Here is a 15,636-nt window from a genome sequence, read left to right as displayed (position 1 = left end):
GATGAGCAATGGTTAATTGATTTCGTCACGGGGGAAAATGCGGTTTTACAATTGCTGTCGGTGGATTGGCAGATTTCTTTTCAAGATTTATATCAAAGAGTAAATTTCGACCTAGCAGAAACCTAAAATTAAAAGAAAGGTCAAAAAGAGTCGCTATCAAGAAACTCATTATCTCAAAATAGCTAATCTTTTTTGGTATAATAGACGGACTACTATATGTTAAATCTATGGAAGCTCTAGATTTTTCCGATCAACTACAATGGACTGCAGAAGCAAAAGCAAAACTAAAAAATATTCCCTATTTTGTTCGTTCCCAAGCGCGTCAAAGGATAGAAGAATTAGCTCGTCATGCTGGTTCCGATCGAGTTACCGTGGAAATGGTGGAACAGGCTAGAGTAGAATTCGGACAGTAGATTTTTAGCCGCCAATTTGGGACATAGTACGGGTATAAATGCCGCTTGATGTGCCAGAATCACGCAGTTTAAAGTTGATTTCTGCCTTCAGTTCTATTAATTCCCGCACTCTTTCCCTGATTTCTGCTGGCGAAATTCCTTGACGGAGGGCAGTTTTTAGGTCAATTTGTCCGGTTTCGTTGAGGAGACAGGGACGCAACCAACCATCGGCCGAGAGACGTAGTCGGTTACAGCGATCGCAAAAACACTCCGACATCTGACTAATAAAGCCAATTGTACCCTTAGCCCCCGGAATTTGAAAAACATCGGCAGGACCATTTCCCCGCACTTGACCCTCATTTAAGCCCCATTTTGCCCGAATTCGCCCCCTTAATTCCTCGTTGGCAATCCAAGCTTTTTCTTGAAATAAATCACCGTTACCGATAGGCATAAACTCGATAAAACGGACGTGCCAACGCTTCTCGATGGTCAAAGCCGCTAAATCTTCCACTTCTGCCTCATTTATCCCCGGAATCACCACCACATTTAATTTTAAGGGGTCAAAACCCACTCTCTGGGCCGCTTGAATACCTGCCCAAGTTTTTTGCCAACGACTCCGGCCGCGATTACCGATAATTTTATCGAAAGTGTCGGGGTCGAGAGAGTCTAAACTGATATTAATCCGTCTTAGTCCGGCTTCATACAACATTTCGGCTAAATTGTCAAGTAAATAGCCATTAGTAGTCAAGGCTAAATCGCTAGTAGCAGATAAAGAGGCGATATCGCGCACAATCTCCACTACTTCAGGATGTAAGAGAGGTTCCCCACCAGTAAGGCGAAATTTGCGGAAACCGAGGGGAATAAAGACATTTTTGACTAAAGTAAGAATTTCCTCCCGGGTGAGTAATTCTTGCGGTCGAACATAGGCCAATTCTGCATCTTCAGGCAGACAATACTGACAGCGAAAGTTACAGCGATCGATTAAACTAATCCTGAGATAGTCGATTTGGTTCCTGTTCACGGGGAAATACTGTTATAAAACTTCATGAATTTATCATAACAATTCTGGCTCGATCGATATCTAGACATCGGGCTAAGTTTCCAGAAAACCACGGCTACATCTAGATTTTAGTCTATGATGACAATAGATTTGGTCAATGGCAAGGGCAAATAACGATTGGGAAATTTGACAATTTTTCTTGATTGTACTTAACTAAAAAGGTCGGCTAACAAAAGTTGGCAGCATGGCTCTCAATTTGGTCGAAATATCTATATTACATTTGGGCGCACGCGATCATTGGTGTTAACTTAAGGAAATAGTCCCAGTTCTTCGGTTTGTGTTATGCAATGGACGGGGTTATAAGAGATGAAACCATTATAAAAAAACACATTCGACGATTTTTGTCAATTGTTTTCTTCCAGAACGAACTAATCAATTAAGTCTTTTGCCAGATAAGAATTTAGTCGATTTATGCCACCTGATCAAACTATACCAATTAACGAAAAACTTATTAATTATACCATTTTTTACTTCCTTCCTCTTGGATAATCAGCTACTTTTTATAATTAAGCTTCTTGCTTAAGTTGACACCAATGACCGCGTGCGCCCAACCCCCACCAAAAAACCCCAAAAAACCCCAATCCCGTGATTAACCCGATTATTGCCGGTGGGCGAACGCAGTTCGATAAACTCACTGACCACAGTTCGCCCCTACAAAATCGACCCGCCTAAGGGCGGGAAAGAAAAGAAAAAAGAAAAAATAGGGAATGAGGGTAAAAGGGGAAAAAGGAAAAAGGGTTAGAGAGTTCTCCCGAATACGCAGACTACCCGAAAACCGTAATTGTTGATGCGGTTGACGCGGCGGAAGTAGTAGTCGTAGCGAATCGCGGAACGGCAGTAAGTAGGATTGTAGCCCCAGGAACCGCCCCGCAGAGGAGAACGATTATCATTACCATTTTCTATCCAAGCACTGCCATCCGTCGGCGCACCGTCATAGTTATCGTGCCAAGTATCGGCGCACCACTCCCGGACATTGCCGTGCATATCGTACAGTCCAAAGGCGTTTGGGGGAAATTGTCCCACGGGAGTTGTTTCGTTTCGATATTCTCCGTTCGGTTCATCGGCGTAGGTATTACTGGCATTGTAGTTAGCCAATTCCCCCGTAATGGTTTCCCCAAAGTAAAACGGGGTGGTGGTTCCAGCACGACAAGCGTATTCCCATTCCGCTTCACTCGGTAGTCGGTATTCCCGAACCGTTAGTTTTGATAATCTCGCACAGAACTCGATCGCATCGTACCAGTTGACTTGTTCCACGGGTCTATCCCAGTGCGTGGGCGATCCCCCCCTAGCCCCCCCTTCAAAAGGGGGGGAATCGGAAGCCCTCCTTTTTAAGGGGGGTTTGGGGGGATCTTTAAAATAGGCTGGGTTGAAATCAAGGTCTTGTTTAACTTTTAAATCCGTGCGAGAGGCGATCGCTTTCCACTGGGCCTGGGTGATGGGGTATTTACCCATAAAGAAGGGTGGGACAGTTACTTCATGTTGTGGTCTTTCCCTTCTAAATCCTTCCCAATTAAATTTTTTAACCAGTCTTTCGATTTCCTCATCTTCTGTTCCCATCAGGAAAGTTCCCCCCGGAATGGCGACCATTTCTAAGGTGATGCCTTTGCCCAGATCTTCCCTGAAATATTGGGACTGTTTCGACTCTTTTCTAATTTGCTCACCCTTCGCATTTACTCCCACCACCTCAAAGTTAAATACTGATAACAGTTGTTTTGGCTCTTCCGGTTCAAGCTTGAACTGATAGCCAATTGCTCTTTCTAGTTGCTCAAATCCGTCTTCTTCCCAATAATCAAGCCGGTGAATATCGCGCAGCTTCAAGCCAAGTTCTGACATTCGCAGATCAGGAATTTCGCATTCTTCTAACCTCATGGGAATAACAAAAATTGTCCCCGGTAGCATCTGTGCCAAGGTATCAAGTGCAATCCTCAACTCCCGTTGGATGTATCCCTGTTTATTAGCCGATTTCGCTGACAGACAGGCCAGAAAAATCTGACTAGCTTTAATCGCTTTCGGAATTTCATCTCGCCAAATTTGCCCCGGAATCAGGTCTTTTTTATCCAACCAAGGTTTATATCCCGCTTGCTTAAGGCGGTCATACAGTGCCAAAACTGCTGGTTTGTCCTCACTGGCATGGGCCAAGAAAATTTGGATCTCTGACTTTTTCATAACTTTTTCTTATGACCACAAGTAGGGGAGAGCCAGATTAACTGGCATAAAATCTCTAAATAAACCATTTAATTGATTATTACTCATTCTTAATTCTCCTGCCTACTGTCTCCTGTCTCCTGTCTCGGAGTCTCCTATCTCCTGTCTCCTCACCAACCACGACAATTTGGGATTTTTACAGCAAGTCCACTTTCTCACTTTCCCCACCCGTGACCTTTTTCCGTTAGATTATAAATGGATACAAAACTTAACATTTTATCCAGAATCTACCGAGAGGGCAGACCGTGCGGCCAGATACCCTAGAAAATAACCAGCATTCAGCCGATAATTCGCTAGTTCCCGAAGTTATCGCATTTAATCCCGAAATTGAGCCAGAGGAACCCGAATACTCGCCAAAACCGACAAAAACCAACTCTTGGCTATCGGGAAGAAAGGGTTTATTTATCGGTGTGGGATTGGGGGTTTTATTGACCCTAGGGGCGACTCGTTTCGCTAATCGACCCCAAACAGCCCAAAACCCCAATACTCAGCCCGTAGCGGCAAAAAATGAGGCACCGGCACAAACAGTAACCACCACTAGGGTAGAATTTACTCCCGTGGCCCGCACCCTGAAAGCGACTGGAAGCGTGGCAGCCGATGAATTAATCCCGATTCTTTCCCAAGCGACGGGACTACAAATCAAAGAAATCTTTGTCGATGAGGGTGATATCGTTAGCCAAGGTCAAATTTTGGCTCGTCTCGATGATACCGTCCTACAAGCGCAATTAACCCAAGCACAGGCTAATGTCGCCCAATCCCGATCGCGTTTGGCAGAATTGCAAGCGGGTAGCCGTAAAGAGGAGATCGCTAGAGCTAAACAAACTATTCAACGCATAAAAGCCGAAATTAGTCAAGCTCAATCGGATTGGGATTTGGCCAAAAAACGCGTCCAGAGAAACCAAAGTTTAGAAGCGGAAGGAGCGATCGCCCGGGATCGTCTCGATGAAGTCCTCAACGAAGAAAGAAACAAAGCGGCGATCGTACAACAGACCCAATCTCGTTTAGGAGAAGCAGAGCAGCAACTGGCACAATTGCAAGCTGGCAATCGTCCCGAGGTGATCGCCCAAGCTACAGCCCAATTAGCGGAAGCTCAAAGCCGTTTAGCCATTGTTAAAGCCCAATTAAACGAGACGCGCCTGATTTCTCCGGTTAGTGGCAAAATTGCCGAAAGAAATGGCCGCATCGGGGATACCACCAACGGTCAAAATGCTCTCTTTAAAATCATCGAAAACGGCCGTTTAGAGCTAAGATTGCGGGTTCCTGAGAATCAATTGCCCTTAATCCGCGTCGGAGCGCCCGTTACTATCACTTCCGATGCTAATAGCAGTTTAAAATTATCGGGACAGGTGCGCGAAATTAATCCCATCGTCGATGAGGCATCCCGTCAAGCAACGGTTAAAGTCGATTTAACTGACAATACAGGGTTAAAACCGGGGATGTTTTTACGAGGTGCGATCGTAACGAATACTAGCAATAGTTTAACTGTCCCCATGACCGCAGTTTTACCCCAAAAAGATAATCAAGCTCTAGTTTATTTAGTGGAACCTGATAACACTGTTACCGCCAAAACTGTGCAATTAGGTCAAATTATGCCCAATAACCGCGTGGAAATTCTCACCGGTTTACAAGCGGGCGATCGCATTGTGGTCAAAGGGGCAGCCTATCTCGGTGATGGCGACAAAATTACAGCAATCAGCGATCAGTAATCAGTAATCAGTGATCAGTAAACAGTAAACAGTAATCAGTAATCAGTAATCAGTGATCGGTAGCGGGGCAAACGGATGGAGAGTAAAGTTTATGATAAAGCTTATAAATTTGCCATTAGGATTGTTAAAGGCTATAAATATTTGTGTGAGACTAAACAAGAATATGTTTTGTCAAAACAGCTATTAAGGAGTGGCACTTCAATCGGGGCTAACATTGCCGAGGCTAATGGAGCTATTTCTCAAGCTGATTTTCGAGCTAAAATGTCAATAGCTTATAAGGAATGTCTAGAAACAAAGTATTGGCTGTCTCTATTGAAAGACACGAATTACATAGAGGAAAGAGCCTTTCAAAGTATCAATGATGATGCGGAGGAAATTGGTAAAATGCTTTGGGCTATTCTAAAAACCTGCCAAGAAAATACCAAAAACCAAAAACCAAAAACTGATAACTGATAACTTACCCACTGATAACTGATAACTGATAACTGATAACTGAAATTATGGCTTTTAATATTTCTAATTGGTCTATCAAAAATCCCATTCCGACGATCCTGATCTCCCTGGTTATGGCCTTAATGGGATACATTGCCTTTCTAGGATTAGGGATTGATCGCTCTCCTAATATTGACATTCCGGCCGTGATTATCACCGTTAATCAACCCGGTGCAGGTCCAGAGGAATTGGAAACCCAAGTCACCAAAAAAGTCGAGGATGCGGTGGCTGCTTTGGGTAATATCGATCAAATTACTTCTACCATTAACGAAGGCAGCAGCACCACCACCGTTAACTTTATCCTTGGCACTAACAGCGATCGCGCTACCAATGATGTACGCAATGCCATAGCGCAAATTCGGCAGGATTTACCCCAAGATACTAATGATCCAATTGTCCAACGTTTAGAATTTGCTGGGGGTGCGGTGATGAACTATACCATCTCCTCCCCGAAAAGATCGATCGCCGAATTAAGTGATCTAGTTGATCGTCAAATTGGCCGCGCTTTAACGGGAGTGCCGGGGGTAGCACGAGTCGATCGCGTTGGGGGAGTCGATCGAGAAGTGCGTGTAGATTTAGATCCCGGCCGTCTGATCGCCTACGGTATCACGGCCACGGCGGTTAATGAGCAAATCCGCAGTTTTAATATTAATTTACCCGGAGGGCGCTCGGAAATCGCCGGCAGTGAACAAACTGTCCGCACCCTCGGCAGCGCTGAAACGATCGAAGATTTGAGAAATTATCAAATCTCTTTACCTAACGGTGATAGCGTCCCCTTAAGCAATTTAGGGACAGTTAGCGATAGTTCCAGTGATCCCCGACAAATGGCCCTTTTAGATGGGCAGCCAGTGGTGGGTTTTTCGATTCTACGGGGGACTGGCAGCACCTTGGTGACGGTAGAAACAGCAGTACGCCAAGAAATCGAGAATTTAAAGAAAAAACTGCCCGAAGATATTAAATTTCAATTAATTTTTACCCGTGCTGACTCAATTCGTGCTAGTTACGAAAGCCTTCTTAGCGATCTCCTGATTGGTTGTATGATGACGGTGATCACGGTGGGTCTATTTTTAGGCAATTGGCGCGCCACGATTATCACGGGTTTGGCCCTGCCTTTGTCCATTTTCCCGACTTTTTGGGTGATGCAGTCCCTAAATTATACCCTTAACGGTATGACCCTGCTGGCGTTAGCTTTAGCTTTGGGTAATCTGGTCGATGATGCGGTGTGTATGGTGGAGGACATCGATCAACATTTAGCTATGGGTAAAAAACCCCTGCAAGCGGCCTTTGATGCCTCAAAAGAGATTGGATTAGCTGTTTTAGCCAGTGCGGCGGCAATTATGGCGGTATTCCTGCCGGTTGCTTTTATGGGCGGTGTGCCAGGGCAATTCTTTCAACCTTTCGGCGTTACGGTGGCGGTTTCTACCCTATTTTCCAGTTTGATCGCTGTCACCGTCACCCCGATGTTAAGTGCCTATATTCTACAGCCGAAAAAGCTCAAAACTGGTGATAATAATCCCTCCTCGCGCCCCCGTTTTCGTCCCTACAAAAGTTTGTTAACCTGGGCTTTACGTCATCGAATCCTGACTTTATTGGCGGCTTTGGCCTTTTTTATCGGTAGTTTACAGTTAGTTCCCTTGATTCCAAAAGGGTTATTTAGTTCTGGGGATACTGGATTAAGTACGATCAGCATAGAATTGCCTCCCGGTGCGACTTTGAATGATACTGTTGCCGTGGCCAATCAGGTGAATAGTTTACTGCAAAAAAATCCCGCCGTCGCTAATGTTTTGGCTATTCCGGGAGATTCAGGACGGGTAAATACCGGGTTAATATATGTTAATTTAGTTCCTAAGGAACAGCGATCGCTAACTCAACGGCAATTTGAGGAACAAACCCGCCGGGATTTCCAGAAGATACCTGGTGCTAGAGTTAGTTTTCGTGCGCAGGGGGGAGCAGGAAGCACTAAGGATGTCGCTATTATTTTAAAAAGTGAAAATGGCGATATTTTAACCCAAACTGCCCAAAAATTAGAGCGAGAAATGCGGGCTTTACCCGGTTTTGTCGAGGTAAGTTCCGGGGTAAGTTTAGTTAAACCGGAGATTATTATTCAACCGGATCCCGTCCGGGCTGCTGATCAGGGAGTCTCGGTCAGAGTGATCGCCCGTACTGCGTCTTTAGCTTTAATCGGCGATAATGAGTTTAATTTAGCTAAATTTAACCTTGCTGACCGACAAATTCCCATCCGGGTAAAAATTGCCAACGATGGACGCAGTGAGATAGAAACTCTGCAAAATTTGCGGGTTCCTAGCAGTAATGGGACGTTAGTACCGCTTAACTCGGTGGCGACAATTAGCTTAGGTAGTGGACCTGCGGAAATTCAACGCTTTAACCGTCAACGTCAGGTTAATATTGGAGCTAATTTAGAGGGAGTTTCTTTGGGAAGTGCGGTGACACAAATTCGCACTTTACCAATCATGAAAAACTTACCCCCAGAGGTGACAGAAGAACCCTTTGGTGATGCTCGTATTATGCGCGATATCTTCGCTCGTTTTTTGGGGGCGTTAAGTTTAGCAATTATTTCTATCTATGGGATTCTGGTATTGTTGTATAACAATTTTCTCTATCCCCTAGCGATTCTAACTTCCCTTCCTTTATCGATTGGTGGTACTTTAATCGCTCTTTTAATTACCCAAAAAGAGTTAGGTTTATACGCTTTAATTGGCATAGTTTTACTGATGGGGTTAGTCACTAAAAATGCGATTCTGTTGGTAGATTTTGCCCTGAGTGGCATTGAGTCAGGGAAACCGCAATTTAAGGCGATGATTGATTCGGGAGTCTCTCGTTTACGACCAATTATTATGACCTCCGTTTCCACAGTTGCCGGGATGTTACCGATTGCTTTAGCTTTAGGTGCAGATGGGGAAATTCGCGCACCGATGGCGATTGCCGTTATTGGTGGTTTTACCACTTCCACCCTATTAACTTTGGTGGTTGTGCCGGTAATCTTTACTTATATCGATAGTTTTTACTATTGGTTGCGGGGATTGTTTGTTAAACAAAAACCCAAGTCGATTTAGTACAGAAAACGGGTTTCTCCGAGAAAACCGTTTTCTACTCATGCACTCGTGCAAAAAGGGGAATAAATAATCAGTCTTTAATAACCAGATTTAGTAGTAAAATATCTCTCTGAAAGCTTGAGAAAAAACCCAGAGAAACTTACCCATGAATCCCTTGACAGTCACAGATAAAACTCTATCTCTTCCCCCCATGGGCTGCGGTACTTGGGCCTGGGGAAATCGTCTTCTCTGGGGTTACGATGAGAGTATGGATAGCCAGTTACAAGGGGTTTTTAATCTCTGCGTCGAGCGGGGTGTCACCCTATTTGATACGGGAGACTCCTACGGCACAGGCAAACTCAACGGACAGAGTGAGAAGCTATTAGGACGCTTTACAGGGGAATATAGCGGTTATAACGCTGATCATATCCGTATTGCTACCAAAATCGCTCCCTATCCTTGGCGTTTAACCCGTCATGCCATGGTGAAAGCTTGTCAAGCTTCGGCAACCAGATTAGGCCGCCCAGTGGATTTAGTGCAAATGCACTGGTCAACGGGCAATTATGCGCCATGGCAGGAGGGAGGATTATTAGACGGATTGGGGGATTGTTTGGAAAAGGGGTTAGTTAAAGGGGTCGGTTTATCCAATTTTGGACCGAAAAGATTGAAGTCTGCCTATCAAAAGTTTGCCAGTCGCGGCATTCCTATCACCAGTTTACAGGTACAGTATTCTCTCCTTTCTACTTATCCTCTCACTGACTTAGGATTAAAGGAACTATGTGATCAATTTGGTATTAAAATTATTGCCTATAGTCCCTTAGCTTTGGGGTTATTAACGGGGAAATATCGAGATAATAAAAACTTACCCCCTGGATTACGTCGCTTCCTTTTTGGTCAATTAATTCCCGCTATTTCGCCTCTGATAAGTTGTCTAGAAGTTATCGCCCAAGCTAAAGATAAAACTATTAGCCAAGTTGCCTTAAATTGGTGTATTTGTAAGGGAACAATTCCTATCCCCGGAGCTAAAAATGTTCGGCAAGCTGAGGATAATTTAGGCGCTTTAGGATGGAGTTTAGACAGTGGAGAAATAGCAGAATTAGATAAAATTGCCGCAAGTTTAGATAAAAAAATGGTACAAAATATCTTTCAAACTAAGTAGGGTTGGCTGAAAAAGCTTGTTGGTGGGGTGTGGAACGAACCACAAAGACACAAAGGACACAAAGATTGATCGCTTATAAGTTAAACTGATCAGACAAAGAATAAGAGAGCCAATTTCCCCCCGATTACTCGAAGAACTGGCAATTTTTGAGGTCAAAAAAGCCTAAAGATATTGTCCAACAAGGTTTTTAGATTTATTCAGCAAACCCTACTTATCTTGAGAGACCAATTTTAAGCTAGGACGGGGTTGGATTGTTCCCCCATAAGCGACGGCAGTGTGAGGAGATAGGACAAGATGAGGAGATATCCCCAGGGAAATTCGATAGATTTCCCCAGCTTTATCCATTAATTGCTGTTTAACTGGCTCTTTCGGCAAATTTTGCCGCCAAGCTAGGGGAATCCCCTCGATACCGTTGTACAATCCCGCCCAAATTCCCGCTAAAGTGGTGGTTAATTGCCGTTGATAGGGACTAAAATTAGCACGACGCACGCTCACGGCGAAATCCTCGCTCGTTTGCAGAAAGGTATAGAGAGAAACTGCGATCGCAATTCCTAAAGGTGAGCTATCTTGCACCCAAGTCGATAAAGTGGACTCTAGGGGACGATTTTGCCTTAAAGCTGACTGAATCTGCTCTAATAGCTTATTCTTGGGGTTAATAGTTAGTAATTGCCCGATTAACTGATTTAAAGGCCTTTTTCCCTGTAATAACAGACCCACTGCCTCTCCCCAAATTATCGCTTCTTGTCGGGTTAACTGGGAAATTAAGCCCTTTTTCAGCCAAAAATTTAATCTAGCTTGCCAACGTTCCCCATGGTCAGGCCAGGTTAAAATCTCCGGCAACAGCACAAATAATAACGCCGATTCCGACCGATCCTTAGCTGCGATCGCAAGTGAAAAATCCTCCTGAGATTGCAGAGCTTGCAAAAGCAGGGTCGTCCTCGGTGTAGCCTCATAGTTAAAGGCTGGTATTAGGGGTTGATTATGCAAGGATTCCCCAATATATGCCCCGATTAACCCTCCCTGAAGGCGATCGAGGGGTGAAAAGACCTTTTGCATAAATTAGCTCAATTTGCCCGGTAGGTGACTTCCCCGACTTTGCCCAGTTGCCCCAGTTGTTTAGCATTGGCATTATTAACGGCAACGTAAACCCCGCCGGCATTACCCGCTCTCACGGTTAATTCTCGGTTTGCTTGCCAAGTGCGATGGGTTCCCTGGGGCAGCACACCCTCAAATTCTGTCTTCCCATCCACCACCACCCGCAGCCAGCAGTCATCCTCCAGTTTTACCCCCACCACCAGCTGCTGATTATTACTGGTTTTGTTGGCTACCGGTTGAAGGGGATTGCTTTTCCGTTGGACAATTTGCTGTTGTGGCAAGGAAGGCGGCGGTAAGCGATTCGATTGCAGTACCGATTTTTGCAGGACGTGGGATAGGGTTTGTACGGAACCAATAACTAAGATTAAATAGAGAAAATAGAGATGAATCGGGCGAATTTGAAGACTTGGCAGCGATAAAGAGGGTTTTGTTCCCCTAAAAAAGTTATTGACCTTGGTGGGAAAACGCCGGCTAATCGTCTCACCATCCAGGGACAGACTATCAGCAAATTGTTTGATTAACCAACGAATATAAATCGGTTCGGGCAATGCCTCCAAATCCCCCGCTTCCAGTGCTTCTAGGCGATGGCGCGGGATTAGGGTTTTCTGGGCAATGTCCTCGAGAGAAAGGGACTGTTCTAGGCGATTTTTTTGCAAATAAACGCCGATTTCCAGTAATTTGGTTCGCTGTTTATGCTGGGGATCAAGTTGTGATTGGAGAAGGCGAAACATATCGCTATTAGGGGCTGACTTTCAGCTTAGTTAATCTGGTTCTTTAAATATTTCAGTTCATCAAGGGTTAAAAAACGGTAATCACCCAAGGGTAAGGGGGAATTATTACCAGAGTTTAGTTGAATACGACCGATGGCACTGCGATGAAGTTTCAGGACGCGATGGCCCAATTCTTCCGCTACAGAGCGAATCTGCCGATTTCTTCCCTCCACTAAAATAACTTCTAGTAGGGTTTTTTGGTCGGTTTGCTTGAGGATCTCAACCTGTGCGGGTAAGGTTTTTTTTCCCTCTAAGAGGATACCTTCTCGCCAACGCTGGAGAGCAAGTCTATCAATGGCACCATCTAGCCAAACCCGATAGGTTTTGGGCAAATGATAACGGGGATGGGTGAGGGTGAGGGTCAGTTGACCGTCGTTGGTGAGGAGTAAAGCCCCAGTGGTGTTGATGTCCAACCTGCCTACGGGATGTAACCCAGTCCCGCCAGCGAGGGAGTCGGGCAAAAGGTCGATTACTGTCGGCCGGTTTTGTGGATCCTTACAGGTAGAAACCACGCCAATGGGTTTGTTGATCAGTATATACAATCTTTGGGGACGATTGGCCGGTTCAATTTTTTTTCCGTCTATTTCTAGGTGATCTTTTTCGGGGTCGGCTTTTTCTCCTAACTGCACGATTTTGCCATTCCGTCTCACCCGGCCGGCTACGATCATCTCCTCCGCCCTTCTTCGGGAGGCAATTCCCCACTGGGCAAGGATTTTCTGGACTCTCTCCGCCATTTTTTTTTAGTTTTTAACCCTTTCTATCTCCTATTATAGGCATCCTAAAAGGGTTTTTTCGCCCAAAAAGTGAAGAAAAACCGAATATCTCCGGCTGCCTCTTTGATTTTTTTTCTTGGAAAACTTCTCAAAAAAAAGGAGTAATCCCTTGACTTGGGCGGCGGCTTCGGTTATACTTTTCTTACAATGGGAATCTATGCCTTTTTCTTTGGACTCCACCACTCGATTATATATAAAGTCTTATAAAAATATTATGGCAAAAAGCCGTGAAAAAAGCAAGCAAAATTTTGCCGACAATTGTTAAAAAAGTCGGGCTAATTTTTTTTACGGGGGGATATGACTTTAAACGGGTTATTTCTCGGTTATCCAAGCGGTAAACTTTGATTGATGATAAATTGGGGACGTAAGCGACGGAGTTTGCGTCTCTTTGTTATAATTCAAAGGCTAGGCTATAATAACTCTTCATAAACACCGATAATTTTAGTCAAAGATGTAAAAAAATGAATATTCAACTCGTGGAATCTCTAGTTAATGCAATTAAATCCTTGTCCCTAGAAGAACAAGAATTGTTAGGAAAAAAACTCAAAGATCACCCCTCTTGGGAAATTGCATTAGAACGAATTGACGCAACTCGAAAAGCCATTTATGAACGTCGTCAGGGAAAACCATTTAAAACCGATGTTACTGAAATTATTCATCAAATGAGAGAAGAAAGAGATCGGCAATTGATGGAAGAAATTGTGAGTGAATAGAGAAAATAATGACTAATACATTTATCTGTGTTGATTCTAGTTTTATAGTTCGTTTAACAACGGTTGAACCTTCTGTAACAATGTACAGTCAACTCTGGCAAAAATGGATGACCGAGGAAAATTTAGTGATTGCACCAACTTTATTATGTTACGAAGTCACTAACGTATTTTATCGTCTGAAAAAAGCTGGTCAAATTTTGGAGACGGAAGCGCAAACCCTCCTTACAGAAGTCTTAGATTTACCTATTCAGTTTCATGGAGATCATTACCTCCATTACCAAGCAATAGAAATTTCGCAAACCTTGAATCTTCCTGCTACTTATGATGCCCATTATCTAGTATTAGCTCAACGATTTCAAGCAAATTTATACACTAGCGATAAACGCTTATTTAACAGCGTTAAATCTTCTCTAAGTTGGGTTCATTTGGTTGAAGTGTAGATTTTTATTTCTCTCTCAATAGCTTTAGTTTTATTTAACCTGACTAGGCAGTATGCTTAGAAAAGCACAAAAGTCGAGCTAGTTTTGCTTACGGGGGGATATGACTTTAAACGGGTTATTTCTCGGTTATCCAAGCGGTAAACTTTGATTGATGATGAATTGGGGACGTAAGTGACGGAGTTTGCCTCTCTTTGTTATAATTCAAAGACTAGGCTATAATAACTCTTCATAAACACCGATAATTTTAGTCAAAGATGTAAAAAAGTAAGAGCATTATTGTGATAGGGTGTAATTAGTATAATTAAAGTAAAAATTATTCCAATGTAGCCATGATTAAAAATATTAATGTAACTGGACTTAAATCTGAACAAATTCAGCAGATACAGGTACTTATTGCTGCATTTAAAGCTCAAAATCAACTCAGTAAAAGTGAAACTGAAATTGATATGATTGAATACCTATTGGAAAATCCTATAGAGGTTGATAATTTAGAATTTATGAAACGAGAAGAAATTTATGACAGAACTTAAAAATCATAGTTGTTTTGTTGATTCTAATATTTGGCTTTATGCTTTTTCCACTGATAAAAAAGAAGAAACTAAAAGAATATTGGCAAAACAATTAATTAAAGAAAAGTCCATCATTATCAGTACCCAAATAATTAATGAGGTTTCTTGTAATTTACTTAAAAAGCATAAGCTTGATGAAAAACAACTGTTTAAATTAATTATTTCCTTTTGAAAATATCAAGTTATATCATTTAATCTTGATATTTTTGAATCTGCATCTAATCTGAGAACTCAATATCATCTATCATTTTGGGATAGTTTGGTGATTGCTTGCGCTTTATTTTCTGATGCAAATATTTTGTATTCAGAAGATATGCAGGATGGTTTAACTATTAATAAAAAATTCACTATTATTAATCCCTTTAAGCAATAAAATTATTTTACTGGTTAATGATGATAAATTTAGCATTAACTAGGTGATATTCGTACCAATGCAGCTAGTTTAATCATTGCTAAATATTCCTCTGGGGGAAATTTTAAATAAACCTATTAACGGATCAGATTCATTATTATCTTGAGGAGTTTTGGCAAGTATTAAAACTTCAAACACCTCACCCACATTTAATTCAGGGGTGGCAATTTCAATCTTATTACCGGGTAAAACCTGAGTGCTTATATATAAAGTATCTCCTGTCATTTTTTTAACAGATAAATAGTAGAAGTCATGACCAAATCTTCTTAACCAGAACTAACTTAGCTGACAATTAATTCTTTGTACCAATGCCATCACACAAATGTCTATCTTCCTCCCTGACATTAATATTATTCTGCAAATAAGCCCGCACCCAATCGCAACTACGCCCCATTAAATCACTTAAACCCCAGTCTGTCCCAAGATTCCAGAGTTTGATAGTGTTGTCCCAACTACCGCTCACCAAAGTCTTGCCGTCGGGACTAAAATTAACGCTTCTGACACGGTCATCATGCCCATGGAGGGTGTGGATTTCTTGTCCTGTTTTTACATCCCAGAGTTTGATAGTTTTGTCATCACTACCGCTCACCAAAGTCTTGCCGTCGGGACTAAAATTAACGCTTGAGACATAGCCATCATGCCCCTTGAGGGTGCGGATTTCTTGGCCTGTTTCTACATTCCAGAGTTTGATAGTCTTGTCAACACTACCGCTCACCAAAGTCTTGCCGTCGGGACTAAAATTAACGCTTCTGACACGGTCATCATGCCCATGGAGGGTGTGGATTTCTTGTCCTGTT

The 15,636-nt window shown here is 43.0% G+C and carries 15 protein-coding genes and 1 pseudogene; 9 read left to right on the top strand and 7 right to left on the bottom strand.

Translation table 11 applies throughout. The features are described 5' to 3' along the window. The first annotated feature begins 227 nt into the window (after positions 1-227). Positions 228-413, top strand: coding sequence for a PCP reductase family protein (locus tag ACE1AQ_RS23350; RefSeq protein ID WP_002771508.1), 186 nt, complete (start codon positions 228-230; stop codon positions 411-413). A 4-nt stretch (positions 414-417) separates the two neighbouring features. Here the strand turns inward: ACE1AQ_RS23350 and moaA are convergent, their stop codons facing one another. After that, complete coding sequence (moaA, locus tag ACE1AQ_RS23345; RefSeq protein WP_008205102.1) at positions 418-1,413, bottom strand: GTP 3',8-cyclase MoaA; 996 nt, start codon at positions 1,411-1,413, stop codon at positions 418-420. A 777-nt stretch (positions 1,414-2,190) separates the two neighbouring features. Further along, on the bottom strand, positions 2,191-3,618 hold the full coding sequence (locus ACE1AQ_RS23340) for an SUMF1/EgtB/PvdO family nonheme iron enzyme (protein ID WP_110545921.1): 1,428 nt from the start codon (positions 3,616-3,618) through the stop codon (positions 2,191-2,193). A 284-nt stretch (positions 3,619-3,902) separates the two neighbouring features. Here ACE1AQ_RS23340 and ACE1AQ_RS23335 point away from each other — a divergent pair, with 284 nt between their 5' ends. The 4 genes from ACE1AQ_RS23335 to ACE1AQ_RS23320 all read left to right on the top strand — a co-directional run bounded on the left by ACE1AQ_RS23335 (position 3,903) and on the right by ACE1AQ_RS23320 (position 10,067). Then, positions 3,903-5,363: an efflux RND transporter periplasmic adaptor subunit gene (locus ACE1AQ_RS23335; protein ID WP_110545922.1), complete on the top strand. Its 1,461-nt coding sequence runs from the start codon at positions 3,903-3,905 to the stop codon at positions 5,361-5,363. A 75-nt stretch (positions 5,364-5,438) separates the two neighbouring features. Then, entirely contained in the window at positions 5,439-5,816 is a 378-nt protein-coding gene (locus ACE1AQ_RS23330) for a four helix bundle protein (RefSeq protein ID WP_008205096.1), read from the top strand. Between the two features lie 47 nt (positions 5,817-5,863). Then, positions 5,864-8,929 carry an efflux RND transporter permease subunit gene (locus tag ACE1AQ_RS23325; RefSeq protein WP_110545923.1) on the top strand — a complete coding sequence of 1,022 codons (3,066 nt, stop codon included), beginning with the start codon at positions 5,864-5,866 and terminating at the stop codon, positions 8,927-8,929. A 145-nt stretch (positions 8,930-9,074) separates the two neighbouring features. Then, the gene (locus tag ACE1AQ_RS23320; protein ID WP_008205092.1) at positions 9,075-10,067 is read left to right on the top strand and encodes an aldo/keto reductase; all 993 of its coding nucleotides are present in this window, start codon (positions 9,075-9,077) and stop codon (positions 10,065-10,067) included. A gap of 207 nt (positions 10,068-10,274) precedes the next feature. On the opposite strand, the gene ACE1AQ_RS23315 is transcribed toward ACE1AQ_RS23320, so the two are convergent. The 3 genes from ACE1AQ_RS23315 to ACE1AQ_RS23305 are packed head-to-tail and all read right to left on the bottom strand — an operon-like array spanning position 10,275 to position 12,666. After that, a complete protein-coding gene (locus ACE1AQ_RS23315) occupies positions 10,275-11,123 on the bottom strand; it encodes a hypothetical protein (protein WP_008205090.1) in 849 nt (282 codons plus the stop codon). Positions 11,124-11,131: 8 nt separating this feature from the next. Beyond that, positions 11,132-11,893, bottom strand: coding sequence for a RodZ domain-containing protein (locus tag ACE1AQ_RS23310; RefSeq protein ID WP_106908429.1), 762 nt, complete (start codon positions 11,891-11,893; stop codon positions 11,132-11,134). A gap of 26 nt (positions 11,894-11,919) precedes the next feature. Beyond that, a complete protein-coding gene (locus tag ACE1AQ_RS23305; protein WP_106908428.1) occupies positions 11,920-12,666 on the bottom strand; it encodes a pseudouridine synthase in 747 nt (248 codons plus the stop codon). A 500-nt stretch (positions 12,667-13,166) separates the two neighbouring features. On the opposite strand from ACE1AQ_RS23305, the gene ACE1AQ_RS23300 reads away from it, so the two are divergent. From ACE1AQ_RS23300 to ACE1AQ_RS23285, 4 genes and pseudogenes are all read left to right on the top strand, one after another. Then, the gene (locus tag ACE1AQ_RS23300; protein ID WP_008205084.1) at positions 13,167-13,418 is read left to right on the top strand and encodes a hypothetical protein; all 252 of its coding nucleotides are present in this window, start codon (positions 13,167-13,169) and stop codon (positions 13,416-13,418) included. A gap of 8 nt (positions 13,419-13,426) precedes the next feature. Further along, positions 13,427-13,858, top strand: coding sequence for a type II toxin-antitoxin system VapC family toxin (locus ACE1AQ_RS23295; protein WP_002803895.1), 432 nt, complete (start codon positions 13,427-13,429; stop codon positions 13,856-13,858). A 329-nt stretch (positions 13,859-14,187) separates the two neighbouring features. After that, complete coding sequence (locus tag ACE1AQ_RS23290; protein ID WP_110545924.1) at positions 14,188-14,388, top strand: hypothetical protein; 201 nt, start codon at positions 14,188-14,190, stop codon at positions 14,386-14,388. Continuing rightward, positions 14,375-14,800 (top strand): annotated as a pseudogene (locus ACE1AQ_RS23285) (PIN domain-containing protein). Before ACE1AQ_RS23290 ends, ACE1AQ_RS23285 begins: the two are co-directional and overlap by 14 nt. 69 nt (positions 14,801-14,869) lie before the next feature. Here ACE1AQ_RS23285 and ACE1AQ_RS23280 read toward each other — a convergent pair. Next, positions 14,870-15,064 carry a hypothetical protein gene (locus ACE1AQ_RS23280; RefSeq protein WP_079209040.1) on the bottom strand — a complete coding sequence of 65 codons (195 nt, stop codon included), beginning with the start codon at positions 15,062-15,064 and terminating at the stop codon, positions 14,870-14,872. A 67-nt stretch (positions 15,065-15,131) separates the two neighbouring features. Beyond that, a partial coding sequence (locus ACE1AQ_RS23275) for a WD40 repeat domain-containing protein (RefSeq protein ID WP_374809309.1) occupies positions 15,132-15,636 on the bottom strand: 505 nt, incomplete at its 5' end.

This window comes from Microcystis sp. BLCC-F209, assembly GCF_041928595.1.
Taxonomy (GTDB): Bacteria; Cyanobacteriota; Cyanobacteriia; order Cyanobacteriales; family Microcystaceae; genus Microcystis.
This window is presented reverse-complemented; position numbering and strand designations above follow the sequence as displayed.

What these genes read in the sequence shown, in the direction of transcription:
- ACE1AQ_RS23315 (WP_008205090.1), bottom strand. Translation starts at nt 11,123, where the DNA reads ATGCAAAAGGTCTTTTCACCCCTCGATCGCCTTCAGGGAGGGTTAATC.
- ACE1AQ_RS23280 (WP_079209040.1), bottom strand. Translation starts at nt 15,064, where the DNA reads ATGACAGGAGATACTTTATATATAAGCACTCAGGTTTTACCCGGTAAT.
- ACE1AQ_RS23350 (WP_002771508.1), top strand. Translation starts at nt 228, where the DNA reads ATGGAAGCTCTAGATTTTTCCGATCAACTACAATGGACTGCAGAAGCA.
- ACE1AQ_RS23340 (WP_110545921.1), bottom strand. Translation starts at nt 3,618, where the DNA reads ATGAAAAAGTCAGAGATCCAAATTTTCTTGGCCCATGCCAGTGAGGAC.
- ACE1AQ_RS23290 (WP_110545924.1), top strand. Translation starts at nt 14,188, where the DNA reads ATGATTAAAAATATTAATGTAACTGGACTTAAATCTGAACAAATTCAG.
- ACE1AQ_RS23310 (WP_106908429.1), bottom strand. Translation starts at nt 11,893, where the DNA reads ATGTTTCGCCTTCTCCAATCACAACTTGATCCCCAGCATAAACAGCGA.
- ACE1AQ_RS23300 (WP_008205084.1), top strand. Translation starts at nt 13,167, where the DNA reads ATGAATATTCAACTCGTGGAATCTCTAGTTAATGCAATTAAATCCTTG.
- ACE1AQ_RS23325 (WP_110545923.1), top strand. Translation starts at nt 5,864, where the DNA reads ATGGCTTTTAATATTTCTAATTGGTCTATCAAAAATCCCATTCCGACG.
- ACE1AQ_RS23330 (WP_008205096.1), top strand. Translation starts at nt 5,439, where the DNA reads ATGGAGAGTAAAGTTTATGATAAAGCTTATAAATTTGCCATTAGGATT.
- ACE1AQ_RS23305 (WP_106908428.1), bottom strand. Translation starts at nt 12,666, where the DNA reads ATGGCGGAGAGAGTCCAGAAAATCCTTGCCCAGTGGGGAATTGCCTCC.
- ACE1AQ_RS23295 (WP_002803895.1), top strand. Translation starts at nt 13,427, where the DNA reads ATGACTAATACATTTATCTGTGTTGATTCTAGTTTTATAGTTCGTTTA.
- ACE1AQ_RS23320 (WP_008205092.1), top strand. Translation starts at nt 9,075, where the DNA reads ATGAATCCCTTGACAGTCACAGATAAAACTCTATCTCTTCCCCCCATG.